The 24,523-nt window shown below is 32.4% G+C and carries 24 protein-coding genes, 2 tRNA genes and 1 pseudogene; 18 read left to right on the top strand and 9 right to left on the bottom strand.

Annotation, left to right across the window (positions count from 1 at the left end; genetic code table 11):
* Positions 1-9: 9 nt before the first annotated feature.
* From LUU93_RS02370 to LUU93_RS02350, 5 genes are all read left to right on the top strand, one after another.
* On the top strand, positions 10-1,410 hold the full coding sequence (locus LUU93_RS02370) for a DUF2252 domain-containing protein (RefSeq protein WP_232677783.1): 1,401 nt from the start codon (positions 10-12) through the stop codon (positions 1,408-1,410).
* Positions 1,411-1,632: 222 nt separating this feature from the next.
* Positions 1,633-2,211: a DUF4136 domain-containing protein gene (locus tag LUU93_RS02365; RefSeq protein WP_232677782.1), complete on the top strand. Its 579-nt coding sequence runs from the start codon at positions 1,633-1,635 to the stop codon at positions 2,209-2,211.
* A 135-nt stretch (positions 2,212-2,346) separates the two neighbouring features.
* On the top strand, positions 2,347-3,540 hold the full coding sequence (locus LUU93_RS02360) for a helix-turn-helix domain-containing protein (protein ID WP_232677781.1): 1,194 nt from the start codon (positions 2,347-2,349) through the stop codon (positions 3,538-3,540).
* A gap of 47 nt (positions 3,541-3,587) precedes the next feature.
* Positions 3,588-4,562, top strand: a complete 975-nt coding sequence (locus LUU93_RS02355) for a SphA family protein (RefSeq protein ID WP_232677780.1) — start codon at positions 3,588-3,590, stop codon at positions 4,560-4,562.
* A gap of 114 nt (positions 4,563-4,676) precedes the next feature.
* Positions 4,677-5,810: a BamA/TamA family outer membrane protein gene (locus tag LUU93_RS02350; protein ID WP_232677775.1), complete on the top strand. Its 1,134-nt coding sequence runs from the start codon at positions 4,677-4,679 to the stop codon at positions 5,808-5,810.
* Positions 5,811-5,892: 82 nt separating this feature from the next.
* Here LUU93_RS02350 and LUU93_RS02345 read toward each other — a convergent pair whose 3' ends face one another.
* A complete protein-coding gene (locus LUU93_RS02345) occupies positions 5,893-6,756 on the bottom strand; it encodes a CPBP family intramembrane glutamic endopeptidase (protein WP_232677773.1) in 864 nt (287 codons plus the stop codon).
* Between the two features lie 71 nt (positions 6,757-6,827).
* Positions 6,828-6,995 (bottom strand): annotated as a pseudogene (locus LUU93_RS21815) (helix-turn-helix domain-containing protein); the annotation flags it as partial.
* Positions 6,996-7,218: 223 nt separating this feature from the next.
* Between LUU93_RS21815 and LUU93_RS02340 the strand changes: the two are divergent.
* Complete coding sequence (locus LUU93_RS02340; protein ID WP_438821634.1) at positions 7,219-8,415, top strand: C1 family peptidase; 1,197 nt, start codon at positions 7,219-7,221, stop codon at positions 8,413-8,415.
* A 148-nt stretch (positions 8,416-8,563) separates the two neighbouring features.
* Here LUU93_RS02340 and LUU93_RS02335 read toward each other — a convergent pair whose 3' ends face one another.
* From LUU93_RS02335 to LUU93_RS02320, 4 genes are all read right to left on the bottom strand, one after another.
* Positions 8,564-9,229, bottom strand: coding sequence for a TIR domain-containing protein (locus LUU93_RS02335; RefSeq protein ID WP_232677769.1), 666 nt, complete (start codon positions 9,227-9,229; stop codon positions 8,564-8,566).
* A gap of 1 nt (position 9,230) precedes the next feature.
* Positions 9,231-9,821, bottom strand: a complete 591-nt coding sequence (thcA, locus tag LUU93_RS02330) for a Thoeris type III anti-phage system protein ThcA (protein WP_232677768.1) — start codon at positions 9,819-9,821, stop codon at positions 9,231-9,233.
* Positions 9,803-10,978, bottom strand: a complete 1,176-nt coding sequence (thcB4, locus tag LUU93_RS02325; RefSeq protein WP_232677767.1) for a Thoeris type III anti-phage system protein ThcB4 — start codon at positions 10,976-10,978, stop codon at positions 9,803-9,805. The genes thcA and thcB4 overlap by 19 nt, the downstream gene beginning before the upstream one ends.
* A 248-nt stretch (positions 10,979-11,226) precedes the next feature.
* Complete coding sequence (locus tag LUU93_RS02320) at positions 11,227-11,619, bottom strand: helix-turn-helix domain-containing protein (RefSeq protein WP_232677761.1); 393 nt, start codon at positions 11,617-11,619, stop codon at positions 11,227-11,229.
* Between the two features lie 288 nt (positions 11,620-11,907).
* On the opposite strand from LUU93_RS02320, the gene LUU93_RS02315 reads away from it, so the two are divergent.
* The gene (locus LUU93_RS02315; protein WP_232677758.1) at positions 11,908-12,582 is read left to right on the top strand and encodes a tetratricopeptide repeat protein; all 675 of its coding nucleotides are present in this window, start codon (positions 11,908-11,910) and stop codon (positions 12,580-12,582) included.
* A 551-nt stretch (positions 12,583-13,133) separates the two neighbouring features.
* Here the strand turns inward: LUU93_RS02315 and LUU93_RS02310 are convergent.
* The 3 genes from LUU93_RS02310 to rseP all read right to left on the bottom strand — a co-directional run bounded on the left by LUU93_RS02310 (position 13,134) and on the right by rseP (position 14,746).
* Positions 13,134-13,207: transfer RNA gene (locus LUU93_RS02310), tRNA-Asn, on the bottom strand.
* A 38-nt stretch (positions 13,208-13,245) separates the two neighbouring features.
* Positions 13,246-13,319 (bottom strand) — tRNA-Asn (locus LUU93_RS02305).
* Between the two features lie 86 nt (positions 13,320-13,405).
* Positions 13,406-14,746, bottom strand: coding sequence for an RIP metalloprotease RseP (gene rseP / locus LUU93_RS02300; RefSeq protein WP_232677757.1), 1,341 nt, complete (start codon positions 14,744-14,746; stop codon positions 13,406-13,408).
* 377 nt (positions 14,747-15,123) lie between these two features.
* Between rseP and LUU93_RS02295 the strand changes: the two genes are divergently transcribed.
* The 11 genes from LUU93_RS02295 (at position 15,124) to LUU93_RS02250 (ending at position 24,470) form a co-directional block, all read left to right on the top strand.
* Entirely contained in the window at positions 15,124-15,408 is a 285-nt protein-coding gene (locus tag LUU93_RS02295; protein WP_232677756.1) for a hypothetical protein, read from the top strand.
* Positions 15,409-15,473: 65 nt separating this feature from the next.
* The gene (locus LUU93_RS02290; RefSeq protein WP_232677752.1) at positions 15,474-15,635 is read left to right on the top strand and encodes a class IIb bacteriocin, lactobin A/cerein 7B family; all 162 of its coding nucleotides are present in this window, start codon (positions 15,474-15,476) and stop codon (positions 15,633-15,635) included.
* Between the two features lie 17 nt (positions 15,636-15,652).
* Entirely contained in the window at positions 15,653-15,784 is a 132-nt protein-coding gene (locus LUU93_RS21690) for a hypothetical protein (protein WP_255669383.1), read from the top strand.
* 50 nt (positions 15,785-15,834) lie between these two features.
* Positions 15,835-16,413, top strand: coding sequence for a hypothetical protein (locus LUU93_RS02285; RefSeq protein WP_232677749.1), 579 nt, complete (start codon positions 15,835-15,837; stop codon positions 16,411-16,413).
* Positions 16,394-16,966: a DUF3267 domain-containing protein gene (locus LUU93_RS02280; protein ID WP_232677747.1), complete on the top strand. Its 573-nt coding sequence runs from the start codon at positions 16,394-16,396 to the stop codon at positions 16,964-16,966. Before LUU93_RS02285 ends, LUU93_RS02280 begins: the two co-directional genes overlap by 20 nt.
* A gap of 10 nt (positions 16,967-16,976) precedes the next feature.
* Complete coding sequence (locus tag LUU93_RS02275) at positions 16,977-17,222, top strand: hypothetical protein (protein WP_232677745.1); 246 nt, start codon at positions 16,977-16,979, stop codon at positions 17,220-17,222.
* Positions 17,223-17,386: 164 nt separating this feature from the next.
* Positions 17,387-18,541, top strand: a complete 1,155-nt coding sequence (locus LUU93_RS02270; protein WP_232677744.1) for an HlyD family secretion protein — start codon at positions 17,387-17,389, stop codon at positions 18,539-18,541.
* Positions 18,529-20,688 (top strand): peptidase domain-containing ABC transporter, encoded by a 2,160-nt coding sequence (locus tag LUU93_RS02265; protein ID WP_232677742.1) that lies wholly within the window; start codon positions 18,529-18,531, stop codon positions 20,686-20,688. The genes LUU93_RS02270 and LUU93_RS02265 overlap by 13 nt, the downstream gene beginning before the upstream one ends.
* A gap of 115 nt (positions 20,689-20,803) precedes the next feature.
* Complete coding sequence (locus LUU93_RS02260; RefSeq protein WP_232677740.1) at positions 20,804-21,874, top strand: NADH:flavin oxidoreductase/NADH oxidase; 1,071 nt, start codon at positions 20,804-20,806, stop codon at positions 21,872-21,874.
* A gap of 182 nt (positions 21,875-22,056) precedes the next feature.
* A complete protein-coding gene (locus LUU93_RS02255) occupies positions 22,057-23,097 on the top strand; it encodes a Gfo/Idh/MocA family oxidoreductase (RefSeq protein ID WP_232677739.1) in 1,041 nt (346 codons plus the stop codon).
* A gap of 155 nt (positions 23,098-23,252) precedes the next feature.
* Complete coding sequence (locus tag LUU93_RS02250; RefSeq protein ID WP_232677738.1) at positions 23,253-24,470, top strand: MFS transporter; 1,218 nt, start codon at positions 23,253-23,255, stop codon at positions 24,468-24,470.
* The last annotated feature ends 53 nt before the right edge of the window (positions 24,471-24,523 follow it).

Here is a 24,523-nt window from a genome sequence, read left to right as displayed (position 1 = left end):
AATTATTTTATGGTCGAAAAAACAACAGATAAAACAGAAATTTCATTTGATCCACTGGCATCAAAAGCAGAACGCTATGAGAAAGGTGCAGCGATCAGAAAAATTGTGCTGCACGCTTCACATAAGGAATTTACTCCATCTGAAAACAGGGAAGATCCTATCGATATTTTGATAAAAACCAGCATTGGAAGAATAGAAAGCCTGCTGCCAATTCGATACAGGAGAATGATGGAATCGCCATTTGCATTTTTTCGTGGTGCAGCGGCAATTATGGCAGCAGATTTGGCGCAAACTCCAAATACAGGAATTGATTTACAGCTTTGCGGCGATTGCCATTTAATGAATTTTGGAGGTTTTGCCACACCAGAGCGTAAATTAGTTTTTGATATAAATGATTTTGATGAAACTTTTCAGGGCCCGTGGGAATGGGATGTAAAACGATTAGCCGCAAGTTTTGCTATTGCAGGAAGATGGCTGAAATTTTCTAATAAAAGCAATAAAGAATTTGCCTGGCATGTGGCAGATAGTTATAAAAGACATATGCTGGAATACAGCAAATTATCAGCACTTCAAATTTGGTATGCTGATATTGATCTGGCAGAACTTATCGAACTCGGAAAAGATGAAGAAATAAAAGAGTTTCATCAAAAACGAATAAAAAAAGCAGCTGAATATACGGCACATGAGAAAGAATTTGCAAAGATGACTTATCAGGACGGAGTTCGGGCGCGAATAAAAGACGAACCGCCTTTGATATTTCATTCGTCCGGAAATGATGAAAAACGAATTTTAAAAAAGGCTGAACTAGTACATAAACGCTATATTGAATCATTACCAGAAGACAAACAAGTCCTGCTAAGCAGATATTCTATGCATGACTTTGCCATAAAAGTGGTAGGCGTAGGAAGTGTAGGAACGCTTTGTGGAATCAGTTTACTAATGTCTGCAACGGGCGAACCCATTTTTTTGCAGTTTAAAGAAGCAAGACAAAGCGTGTTAGAACAATATGTAAAAGTTAAAAGAAGATACAACCATGAGGGAGAGCGAATCGTAATGGGACAAAAGTTAATGCAGTCTGCCTCGGATATATTTTTAGGATGGACAAATGATGATAAAGGAAGATTTTTTTACATCCGTCAGCTTCGTGATGCCAAAGTCAAACCCATTCTTGAAATAATGAAAGAAGAAAACCTTACAGATTATGCCAAAGCCTGCGGATGGGCACTTGCGAGAGCGCATGCACGTTCCGGAGATCCCTCAATATTATCTGGATATATTGGTGATGGTCATGAATTTGCCAATGCAGTTTCGACATTTTCCATTTTATATGCAGATCAAAATGAATTAGATTACAACAAAATGATAAAGGCCATAAAAGAAGGAAGACTGCCTGTTTCTTCAGAAACATAATTTGTGCAGGATAAATATGGCAATTGTAAATAAGTAAGAATTTTTTGCTAAAAAATTTATATCAATTAAATAAAATGATTATCTTTGAATGTTTGTTAAAATACTGTTACGTAGGCAATTGTGTTTAAATTACGTTTTATCAGACCCTTAATCGTTCATTCAAGATTTTCAGAATTAATAATTTCCAGTTAAGTAATTAATCATTAATTTAAATTCTACAAAATGAATATTAAAAGAAAAAATTTTCGCATTATCCCAATTTTATTTTTGGGTTTAATTTACGGTTGTTCTCCAACTGTAAAAGTTACAACAGATTACGATCACTCTGCAAATTTTAGTGAATATAAAACTTTTGCAGTTTATGATTTAAAGGCACAGGAAGGCCAGGTAAACCAATTAAATGTGGACCGTGTTACAAATGCAATTCGTGCAGAAATGATTGCAAAAGGATTTAAAGAAAGTTCAAATCCTGATTTAAAAGTAAATGCAGTTTCTATCTTAAAAAATAAAACACAAGTTACAGCAGATTCTAATTTCTACGGTTATGGCGGAATGTACCGTCCTTATGGATATTGGGGCGGCGGAGCTATGATGGGCGGCGGCACGACAACATTTAATACTTATGATTATGTCGACGGTTCGCTGGTTATTGATATAGTTTCTACAAAAACACAAAAATTACTTTGGCAGGGAGTTGGAAATGCTCAAATTGACAGTAAACCAGACAATCCTGAAGAATTTATAAATAGTTCTATCAAAAAAATCTTAGAAGGATTTCCTCCCGGTGCTGTAAAAAAATAGTTTAGAATTAATATTTAAAACAGAATAGGCTGTACTTTCAATTTTGATAAGTACAGCCTATAAAACGCACATTTTATTTTCTTTGAAAATTACTTCTCAAAGAAAAAGGAATAAACTCATTAAAGTTTAAAATATATGACCGATATAGTGCTTTCGCTTTTCTTTTTTATAGCTACGATTGTAGGTTTTGCGACTTCGTTTATGGTTCTTTTTTCGAAGAAAAACTATTCTAAAAGTTTTTTCTTAGGACTGTTTTTGTTTAGCCTTGCATTAGTAAGTATCTATAATTTTTACCTATCGGCAAATGTTTTTAAAGATTTCCCGGATCTGTTTATGATCACAAAATCCTTTATTTTTTTAGCAGCACCCTGTGCATTTTTATATGTTAGAAACGTTTTATTCCCTAATACATCTTTCAAAAAATACGACTGGTTTCATTTCCTGCCATTCCTCATCTATTTCTCACTGACAATTGTGGTCTGGATAGGAAATTATACCAATGTTTATTTGATAGATTATCTTTCAGTAAAAATTAAAAACCCTTTTTCGATGTTAAGCCTTAGTGTTTGGCTTATGTATGCATTTTGCCAGACCATGATGATTTTAAATTACGACATTAAAAAATTTAAAGAGAATCATTCGCAGAGAATAAAGATTTTAAACTGGATCAGGGTTTATAACCTGGTAATATTGTTTTTGTTTTCAACGCTTTTTGTACATTTCTTTTTAATTAATAATGTCGATAACGTAGATTTATCCTGCTACATTCTTATTTCATCTGTTTTAATATTTACGGTTGGCTGGCTTTATTTTAAGCCGCAGATTTTTTATGATGCAAATGAAAACGAAACATTAGATTTTGTCAATGAAAATCTGATAGCTTATGCTTCGCAGGAAACTAAAAATTCATTGCCAATAGTAAAAGAGTTAACATTCGAAAAAAGACAGCTGTATCTGGCCAAACTGGAAAGTATTTTTGATTCTAAAAAACTCTTTTTAAAGAAAGATCTGGTAATACGTGATATTTCAGAAGAAACTGGAATTACCGTAAACAATCTTTCCAGTTTAATTAATTCTGAATTCAATCTGCATTTTCAGGACTATATAAATTTAAAACGAATCGGATATTTTAAAGAAAAAATAAACGATTCTGACTGGAAAGATCTTTCACTCGAAGGAATGGCCTGGGCCTCTGGTTTTAAATCCAGAACAACATGTTTTAGGGCTTTTATAAAACACACAGGTAAATCTCCTTCTGAATATTTTAGAGTAATCAGGATTAATCCTGAAAAAAGCAATTCTTATTTTTTTAAACAATCTACAAACTGAGTTTGTATAGATTACTTATAACGCCTCATAATTTAAAGAGAAAAACAATGAAAACGAAATTAACACAAAACCAAACAATAAAAATAGTAGCAACCTTATCATTTCTGTTCGCCTGCTTTTTGGGAAATGCACAGTTAAAAGGGGGGCATATTTTGGGATCGATGGGTCTTCAATCAGGAACTCAGACTCCGGCAAATACATTAAGTGTTTACGTACCGGGTTACTTATATGATGCAGGTTCCTTAAGAAATGCAGACGGTAACGAATCTATAGCAAATCCTGATATTTCAATGTTTATTACCGGAGTTGGGGCTAATTATGTAAGCGATTTTAAAATTTTAGGCGCAAATTACGGAGCCACTATCTTACTGGCTTTTGCTTCAAACACAATTCAGGGAAATAGTATTGATTCAAAAAACTCGCTTGCTTTTACAGATATGTACGTACAGCCGCTTCAATTAGGCTGGCACAACAAAAGAGCCGATTTTGTTTTTAGTTACCAGCTTTACCTGCCAACCGGAAGATATACAGCGGGAGCTTCAGATAATGCCGGTTTAGGAATGTTGATGAATGAATTTTCTGCAGGATCAACAGTGTATTTTAATGATAAAAAAACATTTCATTTTTCAGCATTAGCATCATATGAAATAAACGGAAAAAAGAAAGATACGGATATAAAAACTGGAGATATTTTAAGTGTTGAAGGAGGTTTAGGTAAAACCTTTTACACGCTCAATGCTGCGAAAACTGCTCCAAGCGGAATACTAAATGCAGGTTTAATTTATTATCTGCAATATAAAGTTTCAAATGACAAAATTCCGGTGGGCAATTTAGTACTTGAGCCAGAAAAAGATAAAGTTGGAGGTTTGGGTGCCGAAGTAAATTATTTTCATATTGGATGTAAAACTTCTGCAGGACTTCGCTGGGTTTCAGAAATTGGAGCCGAAAGCCGTTTTCAGGGAAATACTTTTTTCCTAACACTTGCCCATGTATTTAGTCTTGCAAAAGAAAAAAAGGGATAACAGTAAAACGATTTGAGTTGATGTTTTTAAATGAATACTATTAGATTTAAATTGATTTGAATGAGAAATATATATTTATATTCTTCCCTAAAAAATAGGAAATTTTTCCATAAAATGGTTTTCATTTTTGTTTTCTGCTTTTTTTCATTTACAACGATAAACGCACAAAAGCCTCACATTACGGCAAAAGATTCTCTTGACGGAGCTTTTGATTTAAGTGATTATATTATTTATGCACATGGTTTTATTGTCGTTCCTACTGTTATTACAGAACCTGCTTTGGGTGGAATTGGAGGTGCAATAGTTCCCGTTTTTCTTAAAAAACGCCCGCCTGTTGTAGACGAAAATGGTAAAAAACGGTTTATAAACCCAGACATAACGGGAGGAATTGGTATGTATACCGAAAATAAAAGCTGGATGGCAGGCGCTTTTAGGTCTGCAACTTTAGTCAAATCAAGAATCTTATATCGTGTTATGGCTGGTTATGGCGATATGAATTTATCTTTTTATGCCAACAATCTGCCCAATGCAAGCGATGAGGAATTTAAACTCAATTTTAAGTCAACTATTTTTTATACACAATGGCTAAAACAATTTAGAAATGCAAAGTGGAGTGCAGGGCCGCAATACCTCTTTTTAAACTCAAAAATTAATCTGCCAGATGTAGATCTTCCGCCGCCATTTGTACAGCCAAAAGACATTAAAAGTACAGTAAGTCAGGTGGGAGCGGCGATTCAGTTTGACGGACGCGACAATATATTTACACCAGATAAAGGAATCCGGCTTCAGTCAGATTTCTTTTGGTCAGATGATGCAATAGGAAGCAATTACGATGCCTGGCGCGTCAATTTATCGGCAATAGGATATTATCCATTAACAAAAAAATTAATAGGCGGGCTTAGGGTAGAAGGAGAGCAGGCGTTTGGGAGTCCGCCTTTTTATTTATTGCCCGGAATTAATTTACGCGGAATTCCCGCTGCCCGATATCAGGGAAAAACCAGTATTGTTACCGAAGCCGAATTGCGATGGGATTTATACCGAAGATGGAGCCTTATGGGTTACGGAGGCCTCGCAAGTGCTTTTAACGATTGGGATAAAGCCTTTGCAAAACCCGTTGTTTACAGCTACGGAACAGGATTTAGGTATTTATTAGCCCGAAAATTCAAACTCCGCATGGGTGTCGACGTAGCAAAAGGCCCCGAAGACTGGGCATATTACATAGTTTTTGGAAGTAACTGGCTTAGATAATTATTAATTGTAAAAAGTAAAAAGTAAATTCCCGATAGTAACTATCGGGAATTTAAATATAATTCGTGAAATTCGTGTGAAATTATTTCTTCCAATAAGGCTTAATAATTTTATTTTCTTTTTGGCTCAAGGCTAATAATATAATGGCGGCCAAAGAGCAGAAAATAACAGCCTGAATTGATCCTTCGGGACCAAATTCTCCTCCCGTAATAAATTCAGAACCCTGAATTTTAGAAACCAGTAAACTATTCGTTTTAGAATTTCCAGATGTTATCGCTCCAAAAATTCCCGACTGCATAAAATTCCACGCAAAATGAATCGCAATAGGAAACCATAAGTTTCTTGTATAAATAAAAGCCGCACCCAAAAGTAATCCGGCTTCAATCGCAATACACAAAGCAGAAAGCAAAGTACTGTGTTCGTTTGCCAAATGCAAAGCGCCAAAAATTAGTGCCGAAATGATAAGTGCCACATAACTTCCCAGTTTTTCTTCCATAATTCTAAAAAGGATTCCGCGAACCAATATCTCTTCGATAATGGCAGCAGTAAAAGCAATTGTAAGCGGAATGATGATAAACGAAAAAGGATTTACAGAAAGAACCCTATAATCACCATTAAAATAAATTACCAAAATAGTCAGCGATTGCAAAACCGCACCAATTAAAATTCCGATGATTAAATTTTTGGCAAAACCTTTAATAGTTAATTCTGTTATGGCTCTTTTTTCATAATATTTAAAAAAGTCAATATAACTTATTAAAGCTAAACCGCACACAATAATTCCTTTTATAAGATTTCTATAATCTTTGTCAAGAGAAGTTTGCAGTAATAATTTCCCCGCAAAAAACTGCCCAATATTAATTATTAAAAGACAAGCAATTAATCCTAAAATAATTTTGGTTAACGGGAAATGGAATATTTTTTGTTTTGTAGTTAAAGTTTCCATCAGTTTGGTTTATTAATTTGAAGCAAAGATAAATTGAGTTGAAAACAAAAAATAGAATGAAATTTGCCTCTTTATAATTTTTGAAATTGTTTTGGCAGAAATCCCGTTTGGCTTTTAAACGTTCTAATAAAATGACTTTGATCTGCAAATCCGCATTCGAGGGCTGTTTCGGTTAAATTACTTTCATGGGATTGTATGAGCGAAAGCGAACGGTTTATTTTAATTCGGTGCATGTATTCTTCTAAAGTACAGACAAAATACTATTTATTTGCATATAAAGTCAAAAAAGATTTGATTCTAAACATATTATGTTTTTGTATAATTTGTAAGATTTAATTGTTTAATAAAAACATTGTATAAACATTAACTGTTAAATAATAGTTTATTTAGTGAATATTTAATTGTTTTGTAACAAAAATATAATACGAGCTACTAATAAAGCAACTATTTAAATCTTTGATTATGTATAAAAATACGATGAAATCAGTTTTCGCGGCATCTGCTTTTTTGGTTGGAGTAAGCGGCTGTTTTGCGCAGGACATTTTGGTAAATTCCTTAAAGCTAAATGCGAGTGATAAAAGTAAAGAAGCTTTTAAATTCACTGAAGTAGTTAACTTAGGAACAACGTCGATTAAAAACCAGGGTTCATCTGGAACTTGCTGGAGTTATGCATCAAACTCATTTTTAGAGTCAGAAATGATTCGTTTAGGAAAACAGCCTGTTGAGCTTTCTCAGGTTTTTTCTGCAAGAAATGTGTATGTTGACAAAGGAGTAAATTATGTTCGTATGCACGGCGCGATCACTTTAGGTGACGGAGGTTCGCTGCACGACGTAATTAATATGTACAAAAAATACGGAACCGTACCAAGAGAAGTTTACACTGGTTTGAACTACGGAACAGATAAAAATAAATTTGCCGAAATGTCTGCACTTATCGAAGGTGTTTTGGCTGCGGTGGTTAAAAATCCAAACGGAGAGTTAACACCAAACTGGCAAAAAGCATACGCTGCTGTTATTGATTCTTATTTAGGAAAAGTGCCGGAGAACTTCAATTACAAAGGGAAAAATTATACACCGCAGTCTTTTGCTAAAGAAGTGGTGGGAATTAATCCTGACGAATATGTAGAAATGTCTTCATTTACAACTTCTCCTTATTACCAAAAAACAGTTCTTGCCGTGCCAGACAACTGGTCATTAGATCAGGTTTACAATGTAAAAGTAAACGACATGACAGATGTTATCGACAATGCATTGAAAAAAGGTTATACTGTTGCTTGGGCGACAGACGTAAGCGAGAAAAGCTTCAGCTGGAAAAATGGTGTTGCTTATGTTCCAACAAAGAAATTTGACGACATGACTGCCGAAGAAAAAGCAGATATGTTTAACGGACCAAAAGCAGAACCGGAAATTACTCCAGAAATGCGTCAGGCTGCGTTTGACAATTACGGTACAACAGACGATCACGGAATGCACATTATTGGTCTTGCAAAAGATCAAACAGGAAAAGAATATTATATTGTAAAAAATTCTTGGGGAGAAACAAACGATTACAAAGGTTTCTTGTTCGTTACCAAAAATTTCGTAAAATATAAAACAACTGCCTTAATGGTAAACAAAGGTGGAATTCCTGCTGAAATTGCTAAGAAATTAGGGGTATAATTTTATCCTGATTTTTTTAAATTAAGTAGCGCTGCAGTTTTTGCAGCGCTATTTTTTTTGAGATATTTAGTCTTATTTTTTTTAGAATTTGAAATATTCAATCTTTAAGCAAATTAATCATTTATTTAAGATATATGTTTGCAAGGCATTATACATTTTTTCTAATATTGTAATTGCTTTTATTCTCACATATTTCAAGAGCCTTATTAACATAAAAATCTATATTTTCAATAAATTTATCCCATTGAATCGTTTTTATAAAAGAAGATTCTCCTTCATGAATTGTTGATCCATTGCAACTTCTTGTTTCTGGATTTTTAAGATTAAACATGTTTTCTTTTAATATGTCAAATAGTTGATTTGTAAAATGGGTAGTGCTGTTGCATAATGGATTGTGTCTATAATAATAACTATAACTACCACTATTGTCAGGTAAAACAACGCCTAAAATTGCATTCGTTTTACTACTTCTCCCATCTCTGGATTGTTCTTTTAATGAATATGATATTTCCCATGGTATCCACTGATCTGAATCTTTGGTGTTTTCGTTCATTCCTTTAGAAATTAATACAATTGTAATGGTGCTGTCGAAAATTTTATCGCCAAGTTTTGAGCTAATTGTTGAGTCAGCTAAGCTTTCTAAGCTTTCATCATCATTTTCTCCTTTATAAATATGGTCTGTTTCTTCATCAAGCTTTTCCTGAATTAAATCTACATAATGTCTAGCTGTTGTTATTGTACCAAATGGCAGATCTGGCAATCCTTCTACTTTGTCGTCGGCATATTTGTACGACACAAAAATTTTCTTACCCATTTTATATTTGTTTTAAAAGTAAATCGTTGAATAAAGACATATATGAATAATCAGTAATCAGTCTTTCATTTTTGTCCTCTATATAATTATCATATAAGATTTTTGTAGCTGCTCCAGTACTAGCGACAGGAATTACCAAAGCGTCTGGATTATATTTTTTGAACATGAAATATTCATCTATAATTCCATCCATTCCTCCAATAAAAATCCCAGCAGAAAAATTATTTTCAGATAGCATTTTTGTTCGCATTAATTTTAGACTTTCTTCTTTAGTCGAAAGTTGTTCAGTCAATACAATGTTTTCAAAATCGAAATTATCTTTTGGGAAATATTTTTCGAAAAAATTCGATTGATATAATGTAACGTATCTTTTTAAATCAGTATCCATTCTACTTAAAACATATCTTATAATAGGTGTAATAGATGGATGCCCTCCCCATATTAGATGATATTTAGGAATTATGATTGTTGATAAAGCTCTTATCGAATCTCTAATTGCTATAAAGTCAGCGGTTTCATAGAATTCAGGATTTCTTTCTGGTAAAGGAATACTCGCAGAAAGAAATATTTTTTTTAATTGTGATTCAGCCATAATTCTACATTTTTAATTTTTAATGTTTTAACTGTTAGATGTTTATTTAACCAGTCAAGATGTTTTAACCATTTGTCTCTAATTCTGATATGGTCATACAAAAGATATATGCTCTCTACATTGTGTTTTTTGATCTCTGCAATTAAATCTTCAGATTGGTTACAGCTAAAAGAGTGAGGAATACCAACGGTTGGAATAAAAATTCTATCTCTACCATCGGCTAATTTTTGGTTTATGTATCTTTCAGGCTGTAGGGTTATGTTTAAATTTAAATTTTTTGACGCACTCGTGAATTCTGTTATAATATTATCTTGTCGAGAAGCTAAATTTCTAGCTCTAATTGACTCAACCTTACTTGTAATCTCATTGACTACATTTTTTTTTAATTGGCTTAAAACCTTATCATTATATATTCCGTCTATAAAATCACTATCTTTTAAGTTTATAGGTAGGCATAATTCAGCCATGCTTTCTAATTTGTGATTAGGCCATATTAATTGTACAATTCCAATTAATTTACAATTAGCTTCAGCTATTTCTTCTTTACACCACTTACTCGCTAAAAATTTTTCTGTATTTAAAAGTACAATTGCATCACAATCTGTCATTCTGTTCCATAATTCTTCTTGAAAAGGTTCGCCTGGTCTAATACTATGCGTATCTAGAAAAACATCAAAGCCTTTTTTTTCAAATTCTTCGAAAAGTTGTATTGCAACAGATCTTGATTCATTCCTTTTGTAGCTTATAAATATTTTTCTAGAGTTCCTCAATAATGAAAAACCTTCTAGTATTAATGAAACAATTCTTTCAATATCATCTAAGGCATTATATAAAAAACCATTATGATTGTGTAAAACCTCTGGAATTTCAGATTGGAAATCTAATTCATTATAAAAAAAAGGAATGATAAGAGTTCCGTCATTTATTAGTTTTTTTATTATGTCAAGGTTTTTATGATTGTTAGTTAAATCTCCAAAGTAAATACAGAACGCAGGGCAATTTGCTGTATATTCTCTTTTGAAATTTAATTCATCAATAATTATGAATTTTGATGTTGAAACCCCCAAATCTTTGACTCGTTGCCATAAAGTGTCTAATACTGTATTAGTAATTTTACCAGTAGATCCTAAAACTATTAATTGATATTTGTAATCCATATTTTATTGATTGTTATGAATATAAAAAACAGAGTGCTAAATAAAATATTTATTTAACAATTATCGACAAGTATAAATACCTGTTTTGACACTTGTTTCTATTTAAGACAAAGATCTACTGTTGTTTATTATTTATTTTACGGTTTTCCATAACAACGAAATTTTAGTAAGTATGAACAAAAAAGACCATCATTTTCATGATAGTCTTTTTTAATAATTTATGTGGATTCGAATTTTTTACAAAACGATTACTTCCCTTTCAACAACTTCTCCAAATATTCAACTTTATCTTTTTCAGACTGAATCAAACGCTCATAAAGTTCCACAACTTTATCAAGAGGATTGAAATTACAATTATAATTAAGCCCGGCATTCACAATACCATTATCTTGATAAGTATTTCCAATAATATTTAAAACCGCTTCTTCAGAGAAATTTTTAATTCCTTCAACAGTCACGCCTAATATTTCGGCAATTGCCTGAAGTTTTTCATCATCAATTGTTTCGCTGTTTTCAATAGCAGAAACAGTCTGCTGGCTCGTGCCTAAAGCCTGCGCCAAAGCTTCCTGCTTCATATCGCGAAGTTCACGAATACGGCTTATTTTTCGCCCTATATGATTTGGTTTTGTTAGTGTGCTCATAATTCAAAGATATTTAAAATTCCTGAAAAAAGTATTGGTGCTGTAAAATACAAGTTGTTTTTGTGTGATACAATTTGCTTCGATTTCGGGACAAAACAAAAATACAATTTTTCGCACAAGGAATAATTAAAAACTAAAATTATAAAAACAATAAGCGTTGGGCAAAAAAGCAAAACGCACACTTAATCGTTTTTATAAGCATTTCATGGTTGAAGTAGTGCATAAACGTCACAAAATCAGTAGCTTTATATAGTGTTTTATGGAGTATCAATTTTAATTTAATTACTTATGAAAACATATTTACTACATTTTGCGGCTTTTGCCGGTTTGTTTTCATTAAGTTGTTTTGCTCAGCAGACCAATTATATGATAGCAAACGCAGACACTCGAAGAGCGCCTTTTAAATTTGACAGCAAACCAACCGAAGATCGTGATATAGAGTCGTATTTGGTTGTAGAAGTTATTAATATGCCCTTTGGAAAAAGAACCACCAAGTACGAAGTTTCAAAGCTGGATATGGTTTATACAAATGATCTTGGTCCAAATAATACCAGAACCGTAACACCAATATATAAAAGACCAAAAGTAAGAACTGCAAATACAATTTTACCGTCTAAAGATATGGCTGATGCAGATGTTGAGACTATTAAATCAGTCGAAGTTGAGGTTACTGCTCCGGCATATACCGAGAAGTTTGTAAAAATAGATATTTTAGAGACTTACACCAATGTTGTAGACAAAGGCTTCAAATCGATAGACTTGCTTAGAAAAGTTGCAGATAAGTATTATTTTGAAAGCGATTTTGAAGATGCGGTTAAATATTATGCAGATTTATTTACTCTGGATGAAAATCTAGACACGATTTATTATTTTAGATACGCTCAATGTTTAAAAGCAATAAACGAAACTGAAAAGGCCGATGAAATGATGAAATTGTTTGATAGTAAAAACCTGAATCAATAAATAATTAAACATAGCCCACGATTTCAACCGCTGAGATGCAATTTTTGGGTAATACATTTTTTATAATTTGTATTGCGTTTCCAGCGATTGAAACCACGGGCTGCGTTTGAGATAGAGTAGAAATAGGTGGGGAATGATGAAATTTTAAAAAACAGCAAGGAATTAAATCGTAATAAAGGTTTTACGCCATATAATAAACATAGCCTGCGGTTGAAACCGCAGGAACGCAATGTTTAGACAATAAATTTATCACGATTTGTATCATGTTTCCCATGATTTCAATCATGGGCTATATTTAAAAGAGAATAAATTAAGCACAAATTGATTCTGGGTGCAATTAAAAAGAGTAATTTGGAAATTTTATAATCAATTAGAAAAACACTCAGTTTTGTCATTTCGACTGAAAGGAGAAATCGTACTAGTTAATCGACAAAGATTGATATACTGTGCAGAGTTTCCAGTGCGATTTCTCCTTTCAGTCGAAATGACAAACTTTGAGTAGAAAAAGGTATAAACAAAAAAAGACGATCATTTGATCGTCTTTTTTTAAGCTCCCCCTCTTGGGCTCGAACCAAGGACCCTCTGATTAACAGTCAGATGCTCTAACCAACTGAGCTAAGGAGGAATCACCTTAAAGGTAAATATGTTTGCTAAAAAAAGTTGCTCCCCCTCTTGGGCTCGAACCAAGGACCCTCTGATTAACAGTCAGATGCTCTAACCAACTGAGCTAAGGAGGAAGTTGTTGCTCTTTTTAGCGAGTGCAAATATAATTGATTTTTTAGTTTCTCAAAAATATTTTAACTCTTTTTAAAAAAATATTTTTTTACTTAACAATTGCCTTATAAATGTCGTTCCCGTTTGCGAACAAAAGCAGCGCTATAAGTAGTACGAAGCCAACCATTTGGGCGTTTTCAAGGAATTTATCACTCGGTTTTTTACCGCTGATAATTTCATACAATAAAAACATCACGTGGCCTCCATCAAGTGCCGGAATTGGCAATAAATTCATAACTCCAAGCATAATTGACAATAAAGCCGTGATAGACCAGAATGTTTCCCAGCTCCAAAAGCTTGGAAAAATGTTGTAAATCGCTGCAAAACCACCCACTTGTTTGTAAGCTTTTGTTTCAGGATTAAAAATCATTTTCAGCTGTTTTCCATAACCTACTAATTGATCTTTTCCTTTTTGAATTCCAACCGGAATAGATTCAAAGAAACTATATTCTCTGGTACTTATTTTATAGTAGCCTAATTTCTCTAAAGATTCGATTCCTAAACCGCCAACACCAATTCCTAATTTTCCTAGTTTAGAAACCTTAACAGTAACTGGAGTTTCTTTTAAATCACGTAATACAACAGCAGGAATTGTTTTTCCTTTGTTAGCTTCTAAAACAGCTTTCGCCTGATCAAAATATTTTATTTTTTGATTATTCAGACTTACAATGATATCTTTTGGTTTTAAAGAAGTATTTTCAGATTCTTCAGAAATTTTACCCACAACGAAAGGCATTCTGATACCAATCAATAAACCTTTTTCATATTTAGATAATTGATCAACAAAATCATTTGGGATATTAATAGTCTGCTGTTTTCCGTCTCTTTCAATCAAAATATGTTTCGACATGATAACATTCATATTCATGTCGCTGTCAAAATTTTCAACCGTTTTACCATCAATCGAAATGATTTTATCTCCGGTTCTAAAACCAGCTTTAAGCATTGCAGGATTTTCGATAAAAACTCCGTCTTTCAAATCAGCATTTGCCACATACGTATCGCCGTAAGCAAAAGCCATTCCAATATATATAATAAACGCCAGAATAAAGTTTACCGTAACACCGCCAAGCATAATAATTAAACGCTGCCAAGCCGGTTTAGAACGAAATTCCCAAGGCTGCGGCGGAAGTGCCATTTGCTCTTTGTCCATACTTTCGTCGATCATTCCGGAGATTTTTACATAACCCCCAAGCGGTAACCATCCAATTCCGTATTCTGTTTCGCCAATTTTCTTTTTTAACAGCGAATATTTAACATCAAAAAATAAGTAAAATTTTTCAACTCTCGTTTTAAATAATTTGGCAGGAATAAAATGCCCTAATTCGTGAAGAATAATAAGTAAAGATAAACTCAATAGAAATTGAGAGAGTTTGATAACTATATCCATTTTGTATTTTTAGTTCGTATTTAACGCACAAAAGTAGCGTTTCTATTTTAATTTGAAAGCGCAATATAATACATAAGGTTTTAAATGTTTGTTAATTAATGTGCTTACTTTTAAATTAAGCAAAACTTATCTTATGTCTGTATAATATTAGTAACTCATTCGTGAGGAATGTTACAAATACCCTATTTTAATATTTTAAAAACTTTTAGAAGCAATGCCTTAGAAACTTCCGTTTTAATTTCATCATTATTGAAAAAGAACTCAATTTGTAAAGAGTTAACATAACTTGTTGAAGATTCTTAAAGTAATAAATGATTTATTAATTTTTATACTGTAAAACTATGTTTTTTATTAAGCAAATCGAAAGAATTAAAAGGATGCATAAATTAATTATTGCTGAAAAAACAGGTACTCCAAGTGTTTTTGCAAAAAAGCTAAGTTTGAGCAGAAGCCAGCTTTATAATGAATTGGATATAATTAAAGAATTAGACGCGCCATTAAAATATTGCAAAAAAAGAGAAAGTTTTTATTATGAAACCTCTTTTGAATTGATATTAAACTTTTCGCTTAAAACTATAAAAGATGACGAATCAAAAGAAATTTTTGGAGGTTCAAACTTCCGTCCAATTTTATTAGACGGAACTCTGATAAATTTGCTTTAACAAAATAGTTCTCGAGAAAATGATTTTGTTGAATTTATTAATTAACATTTTTAAAATTTAAAACTATGGAATTAGCATTAGTGAATTTAGAAGAATTGAATTTAGTTGAGCTTAATGCTCAGGAAATACAAGAAGTTGAAGGAGGAATTGCTCCTCTATTAATTTATGGTGGTGCATGGTGTGCAGGCTTTGCTGTGGGCTGTGCAATTGCATATTATTATTCTTAACAACAAAAAAATATAAAATGATAAACTTAATTGAACTGAATGTTTCTCCATTATCAAACGAAGAAATGATTGATATCGATGGAGGTATAATGATTGGACTTGTTATCGTATGCTTTGCAGCTGGTATGGCTTGTGCCTTATTACTTTAATTTAGAGGTGGTGTCTATAGATGCCACCTTAAAATAACTTACAAACACCTATGTATAGCTTAATTTTTAATTTAAAGTTAGGAGAAAAAGACATTTTGCAAAAAATATTAGTCAATGATTCTATTGTGCTAATATTTTTGGAAAACAAAAAGAGTATCTATATAAAGAAGCTTGATAAAATCTATCTAATAAATTCAGAAACATCCCATTTATCCCAAATTGATTTTTCTAATTTTCAAAAACAAAATGAAATTATTTCAAAAACAATTGGTTTTTTTAATATTAAAAAAGAAATAAATCCAGAAAATATCTTAGGCTTTGAATCTCATTTGTATAAATGTTTTAATGAAGATTATACTTTTAATTGTTTAATAAAAACAATTTCTAATATTGATTTCAACAAGACAGCTTATTGTGATTATTTTAATTTTAATATGAAAAATCAATTAATGAACGTTTCATTAGATAAAAATGAAATTTTGGCTTACAACAAAACTGAGATAAACTTTAATAACATAAACCAAACGGTTGAAATAGAATTAATGTCAATTGAAAAAATTAAAATTCCACAAGAGTTATTAGAAATTGAAAATTATAAAATAATTGAAAATGAAAGAAATCTCCATTGATTCCAAAAAAGTACAGTTTTTGGGAATAATAATTAGCATTCCTATTATTTTACTTTTTTTAGTGATTTTATATTTGACCTGGAATGAGCTCTTTGTTCAGAACTTGAAGGACATAAAAATATCGTTTCAGATTTTCGATAACAAAAAAGTAAATACTATTTTAATTCTATTAATTCCTAATTTAATTATTTTCATTGCAATAATTGTACATGAACTTATACATGGTTTTTTTATGGCGCTTTTTTCAAAAAAAGGATGGAAATCGGTAAAATTTGGTTTCATAAAAAAGTACTTAATGCCCTATGCAAATTGTACTGAACCTCTACAATCCAAAAAGATGTTAGTTATTGCGCTTGCACCTTTTTTCATATTAGGATTATTACCTTCAGTTTATGGATTTCTCCATAATAATTTCATTTTTTTATTTATTGGCTTTTCTATGACTCTGGGGGCAATTGGAGATTTTATTTATTCCTATCTAATATTTAAAGTAGGATTAAATCATAATATTTTAGATCATAAAAGCAAAGTTGGTTTTATGATTATCGATTAAAACAAATAAAATGATAGAACAACAAAACAGAATGTCCATTCATCAAGGTAGTAGAGAACAAGCAATAATTTTAAAAGCATTGCTCGAAAGTTTCTCCATAATGGTTTTTGAAGATTCGTCATTAATGTCTGTTTTTAATCCATGGGGAGTTTTGATTGGAGATGTTAATTCCGTAAAACTAAAGGTTAAAGAAGAGGACTATACTAAAGCAAAAAAAATAATCGATGATTTTAATGCTGGTCTTTACTCTATGTAAATGAAGATTTAACTCAAATTAAGAAACACCAAATAATTCATTTTTTTATGGACTCTAAATTATTAAAACTCATTAGACTAATAATATTCCTATTTATAACCCTTTATTTATTGGGTCATTCCGTTGGTTATCTTTTTAAATAATTTATGTTTTAACGTCAAAGAATGAATTTCAGTTCAGATCCAATTAATACTCTCGAAAATCTTATCACAAAAAACAAGACGAAGAATTTTTCAATCTATTTGATTATAATTATTGTTATTCTAATTTTTTTAGGATTATTACCTGTAATTAAAATAGACATTAGTAGTCAGAGCCGTGGAATAATTCGCAGTAAAACAGATAATGTTCCTGTTACAACAATTGTTAGCGGAAAAGTTAATTGGATAGCTTTAAAGAATAATGCTTTTGTGAAAAAAGGAGATACACTTTTAAAAATTTCTAAAGAAAATCTTGAAAGTGATAAAAGAACTCAGGATACCTTATCTGTTTCTGTTGTTGCATTATTTAAAGATATTTCAAATCTTTTGCAAAATAACACCACATATTTGCTGACCTCTACAGCACGTGAAGAGCTGCTCAAATTCCAATCTGCAAAAAATGAACTGCAAAGCAAAATAGCACAAGCGCAAATAAATTATGACCGCAATAAGATCTTGTATGATAAAGATATTATTGCAAAGGCAGATTTTGAAAAGTTTGATTATGAATTACGCTTAACAAAACAGGCACTTCAAAGTTTAATTAGTCAGCAAAAATCTACATGGGAAAACCAAAAAAGAGATTTAGAAGAGCGGCTAAAAAATATCAATGGAACGGTTTCTAAAATTAACATTGAAGGAAATAATTATTTTGTCCTAGCTCCGATTTCCGGAACGATAGAAAACTTTTCAGGAATTCAAAAAGGTTCTTTTATAAATGTTTCTCAATCTATCGCAACCATTTCTTCGGCAGATCATCTTGTTGTAGAATGTAATGTTTCGCCAAGTGATATTGGTTTGATAAAGAAAAACCAAAAAGTAAAATTTCAGTTAGATGCTTTCAACTACAATCAATGGGGTTTGTTAGAAGGAAAAGTAATTGATATTGATCACAATATTACAATGCAGGGCGATCAGGCTTTTTTTAAAATTCGCTGTGCTTTAGATTCGCAAACCTTACAGCTAAAATCTGGTTACAAAACCAGTGTTTCAAAAGGTATGACCTTGACGACGAGATTTACAATTACCCGCAGAAGTTTATTCGATTTGTTATTTGATAAAATTGACGATTGGTTAAACCCAAAACAAATAGCAAATAAAAATAAATGGCTTCAATAAAAATAAAACAACATGATATTAAAGATTGTGGTGCAGCTTGTCTGGCTTCTATAGGAAATCATTTTAAAGTTAATCTGCCCATAGCAAGAATACGTCAGTATGCAAATACAGACAAGCGAGGTACGAATGTGCTTGGAATTATTGAAGCTGCAGAAAAGATGGGCTTTACTGCCAAGGGAGTAAAAGGAGGTTTAGATTCTTTAGATAAAATCCCGCTTCCTGCCATTGCGCATATCATTACAAAAGAACAACTGCATCATTATGTTGTAATTTACAAAGTTGAAAAATCTAAAAAATCTAAAATTACGGTTATGGATCCGGGTTTTGGTAAAATAGAATCGCATACTTTTGAAGATTTCCAGAAAATATGGTCAGGTGTACTAATACTTTTTGCTCCAAATGATGATTTTAAAATCTTAAACGAAAAAACTTCACCCACAAAAAGGTTTTGGAATTTGCTAAAACCGCACAAAACGATTTTAATTCAGGCTTTAGTCGGGGCAGTATTGTATACGGTTTTAGGATTGGCAATGTCAATTTACATACAAAAAATTACAGATTATGTTTTGGTTGATGGTAATAGAAATCTTCTCAATTTGTTGAGCACTTCTATGATTGCTATTATCTTACTTCAGGCCTATATTAACTCAAAGAAAAGCATCTTTGTAATGAAAACTGGACAGTTAATTGATGCTAAATTAATTCTTGGCTACTATAAACATTTACTGCATTTGCCTCAGCGTTTTTTTGATACGATGCAAATAGGAGAAATCACATCACGAATAAATGATGCCGTAAAAATTCGTTCTTTTATAAATGAAGTGGCAATAGAAATGATTGTCAATGTTTTTATTGTCGTTTTTTCATTTACATTAATGTTCACCTATTACTGGAAACTGGCTTTAGTCATTATTCTGGTAATTCCTTTTTATGCTTTGATATATTTTCTTCTAAATAAATTCAACAAAAAAGTTGAACGGAACATTATGGAGAATGCAGCTGAATTGCAGACTCAATTAGTTGAAAGTATTACTCATGTAAGAACTGTAAAAGAGTTTGGAATCGAAGAATTTTCAAATCTAAAGACAGAAAATAAATTTGTAAAACTTTTGTTTACCACTTATAAATCAGGTTTAAATGGAATTTTTGCGACAACTTCAACACAGTTTTTGGCTTCTCTATTTACCATAGTTTTAATGTGGATTGGATCTGGTTATGTAATAGATAGAGCTATTACCCCAGGAGAATTGTTTTCATTTTATGCTTTAATTGGATATTTTACATCTCCAGTTGCTTCATTGATAAATATGAATAAAACGGCACAAAATGCACTAATTGCGGCAGACAGGCTTTTTGAAATTATGGATTTAGAAAGAGAAGAAACAGAAAACAAAATTGAATTACAAAAAGAAAATTTAGGAGATATAAAATTTGAAAATGTTTCTTTTCGTTATGGATCTCGCATAGAAGTCTTTAAAAATTTTAATGCAGTATTCAAAAAGAATGAAATGACTGCAATAGTTGGAGAAAGCGGCAGCGGAAAGACAACATTAATTTCACTTCTTCAAAATTTATATCCAATAAAAGAAGGGAAAATTTTAATTGGAGAATATGATATTCAATTTATTCATTATCAAAATTTAAGAAAAATGATTGGGGTTGTTCCACAGCAGCTTAATCTTTTTTCTGGAAATATTATCGAAAATATTGCTCTTGGCGATTCATTTCCAAATATTCAACGAGTTTTAGATTTATCTAAACAATTAGGAATAACTGATTTTGTAGAAAAACTTCCAAATGGTTTCGAAACACAGATCGGTGAAAATGGAGCCATGCTTTCTGGAGGACAAAAACAAAGAATCGCAATAGCCAGGGCATTATATAAAAATCCTGAAATTTTATTAATGGATGAAGCAACATCATCATTAGATACTAGTTCTGAAAAAATTGTAAAAGAAGTGATAGATAGTTTTAAATCACAAGGAAAAACCATAATCGTTATTGCACATCGATTAAGTACAATTGCAAATGCCGACACAATATTGGTAATGAAAAATGGAGCAATTGTCGAATCTGGAAATCATCTGGATTTATTAGAACAAAAATCAGAATACTATAATCTATGGAATAAACAGAATTTACTTTAAATGTTTGTTAATTAATAAACATTTCAATTTCTCGTTTTAACAAGATACAGTAACTTTACTTTTTAAACGGCTGTCAATATCTATTGGTAGTCCAAAACCATTAAAAGTTACAAACATGGCTTCACAATTATTTTCTCCCATAACTTTAAAAAACATCACCTTAAAAAATAGAATCGTTATTTCGCCAATGTGCCAATATTCGGCCGTTGACGGTTTTGCAAACAACTGGCATTTGGTTCATTTAGGAAGCCGTGCAAGCGGAGGCGCCGGATTAATTATTCAGGAAGCCACAGCAGTTTCTCCCGAAGCAAGAATTTCTCCTGCTGATTTAGGAATCTGGAAAGATGAACATATCGAAAAACTAAAACAAATCAACGAATTTATTGTTTCTCAAAACTCTGTTCCCGGAATTCAATTGGCGCATGCCGGAAGAAAAGCAAGTGTTTCTTCTCCGTGGGAAGGAAATAAAAAATTAGATTTCGTTCAAGGCGGATGGCAGACAGTTTCCGCAAGTGCAATTCCGTATCACGATGGAGAACGTTTTCTTCCCGAAGCTTTAGACAAAAACGGAATCCAAAAAGTAATTTCCGATTTTAAAACAGCAACAAAAAGAGTTGTCAAAGCCGGATATAAAGTTGTAGAAATTCATGCTGCACACGGTTATTTACTGCATCAGTTTTTATCGCCTTTAACGAATGTAAGAACCGATGAATATGGAGGAAGTTTTGAAAACAGAATCCGTTTTACACTCGAAATTGTAGAAGCAGTTCAAACAGAATGGCCTTCAGATTTACCTTTAATCGTTAGAATTTCAGCTACAGACTGGGCAGAAAACGGATGGAATCCTGAAGAATCGGTACAGCTTTCAAAAATATTAAAAGAAAAAGGAGTAGATTTAATCGATGTTTCGTCTGGCGGATTAGTGTCGCATCAAAAAATCGCGATTGGTCCGGGTTATCAGGTTTCTTTCGCAGAAAAAGTAAAAAAAGAAGCCCATATTTTGACAGGCGCAGTTGGTTTAATTACCGAAGCAAAACAAGCCGAAGAAATTTTGAAAAACAATCAGGCCGATTTAATTTTATTTGCCAGAGAATCGTTGAGAAATCCAAATTTACCGTTAGATTTCGCTAAAGAATTAGACAGCGATATTCAATGGCCAAAACAATACGAACGAGCTAAGATTTAAATTTATTAGCCACAGATTGCACAGATTAAAGTGATTTTTTTAGTTTTTTTGCCACGAATTTCACGAATTTCCACAAATCGTTGCGTTTAAAAAAAATTAAAAATTCGTGATAATTCGTGAAATTCGTGGCAAACAAAAAATCCTTTTTAATCACATTAATCTGTGGCAAAAAAACATACAAAATGAAAAAAATAAAAACAGCACTATTATCATACGGAATGTCGGGAAAGGTTTTTCACGCACCTTTTTTAGATATTCATCCTGGTTTTGAATTATTAGGATCTTGGGAAAGAAGCAAAAAACTAATTCAGGAAGATTATCCATACGTAAAAAGTTATCCGTCAATCGATGATTTATTAGCCGATGATGTTGACTTAGTAATTGTAAACACTCCGGTAGGAACACATTATGAATATGCTAAAAAAGTACTTCTGGCAGGAAAACATGCGGTGGTCGAAAAAGCTTTCACAACAACTGTAGCCGAAGCCGAAGAATTAGCTAAAATCGCTCACGAAAAAGGATTAAAATTAGCTGTTTTTCAAAACAGAAGATGGGACAGCGATTTTAAAACCATTCAAAAAATAATCAATGACGACGTTCTGGGAGATTTAGTTGAAGCCGAATTTCATTTTGACAGATACAACCCGTTATTAAGCCCGAAAACCCATAAAGAAACTGCCAATGACGGAGCTGGAGTTTTAAAAGATTTAGGCCCGCATATTATAGATCAGGCCATTTGTTTATTTGGTTCTCCAAAATCAGTTTTTGGAGATGTTAGAATCACAAGAGAAAACTCTTTGGTTGATGATTGGTTCGATTTATTATTGATTTATGACGATTTTAGAGTACGTTTAAAAGCCGGTTTTTTTGTAAGAGAAGCAAATCCGGCATATACCATTCACGGAAAAAAAGGCTCTTTTTTAAAACCACGAGGAGACATTCAGGAAGACGAATTAAAAATTGGTAAAAAACCTAATTTGGAATCTTGGGGAACAGAATCTGAAGATTTGCAGGGAATTCTGCATACTGAAATTGATGGAAAAGTAATTCGCAAAAAGGTGCGGACACTTCAGGGAAATTATTTTTCGTTTTTTGATGGTGTTTTCAATTCCATAACAAATAATGTTGCAGAACCAGTTACAGCTCAAGAAGGCGTAAAAGTTATGCAGATTATCGAAGCTGCAATTGCAAGTAACGCGCAGCGTACTGTAATTAATTTGTAGAAGAAAGAGATTGCCCACTCCCGAAGCTGTCGGGAGCGGGCAAAACCTACCAATTTATAAACAATAACGTTGTAAATAATTCAACAGTTTGTACCCTCTAAGTAAATACGCAGGTTTTTTGTACTTTTATAATATAATCCCAAAATGCATCGATTTTGATAAATTTTAATCCATTACAACTTTTTCAGACTAAAGGAAAAATAAAGAAAGTTTTTAGAGAAGCAAAAGCTTCGTATCTAAACAGAATTCGTTTTGCCGTTGGGATGTTTTATTTCGGAATGGGATTAAGTTTTGCAACTTGGGCAAGTCGAATTCCAGATATCAAAACAGCCCTTCATTTAACCGAAGGAGATTTAGGGTCCATACTTTTCTCCCTGCCAATGGGACAATTAATTATTATGCCTTTTTCGGGAAAAATGGTAACCAAATTTGGGAGTCATCGTATTTTGATTTTCTCCCTAATAATGTATGTTTTGTGTTTGGCCAATTTAGGTTTAGCTACAACTGGTTTGCAGTTATCTATTGGACTATTTTTATTTGGTTTATTTGGAAATTTAGCCAACATTGCCGTAAATACACAAGGCGTTTATACTGAAGTACTTTTCAAGAAAACAATTATGTCTTCTTTTCACGGAATGTGGAGTTTTGCCGGATTCACAGGCGCATTAGTTGGTTTAGGAATGCTGGCTTTAAATTTAACGCCATTACATCATTTCCTGATTGTTGGAGGGGTTGTATTATTAATGGTAGCATTTAATTTTAAATTTTTAATTCGTGCCAAAGAAAAAATCAAACATAATACAGAGAAAAGAAAAATCTTTGTAAAACCAGACAGTGCCTTAATCTGGCTTGGCGTAATTGGATTTTGCAGCATGGCGAGCGAAGGTGTAATGTTTGACTGGAGCGGTGTTTATTTTAAAGATGTAGTAAAGGCGCCAGGGCCATTAGTAATTTTAGGATATACTTCTTTTATGATTATGATGGCTGGCGGAAGATTCCTAGGCGACGGATTAATCAATAAATTTGGCCGCGAACGTGTCATGCAAATTAGCGGCGTTATGATTTCTGCAGGCCTTTTTACGGCTGTTTTTCTTCCCTATATCATTCCTTGTACTATTGCTTTTATGGCAGTTGGTTTAGGAGTTGCCACTATTGTTCCAACTGTTTATAGTATGGCTGGAAAAAATCCAACAGTTCCGCCCGGAGAAGCCTTAACAATAGTTTCAAGCGTAAGTTTCTTAGGCTTTTTAATGGGACCGCCGGTAATTGGTCACATCGCTCAAAACTTTGGGCTGGAGTTTTCTTTTGCCTTTATTGGGGTTTTTGGTGTTCTGATTGCTTTTATGGTTTCTAAAATTAGAACTGCCGCTTAATTTTTATTACCCACAGGTTGAACGGATTAAGCAGGCATGCGGTGCGTTTTTTA

The organism is Flavobacterium soyae, assembly GCF_021245985.1.
GTDB classification, from domain to species: domain Bacteria; phylum Bacteroidota; class Bacteroidia; order Flavobacteriales; family Flavobacteriaceae; genus Flavobacterium; species Flavobacterium soyae.
The sequence above is the reverse complement of the archived record's forward strand: the minus strand, read 5'-3'. Positions and strand labels throughout refer to the sequence as shown.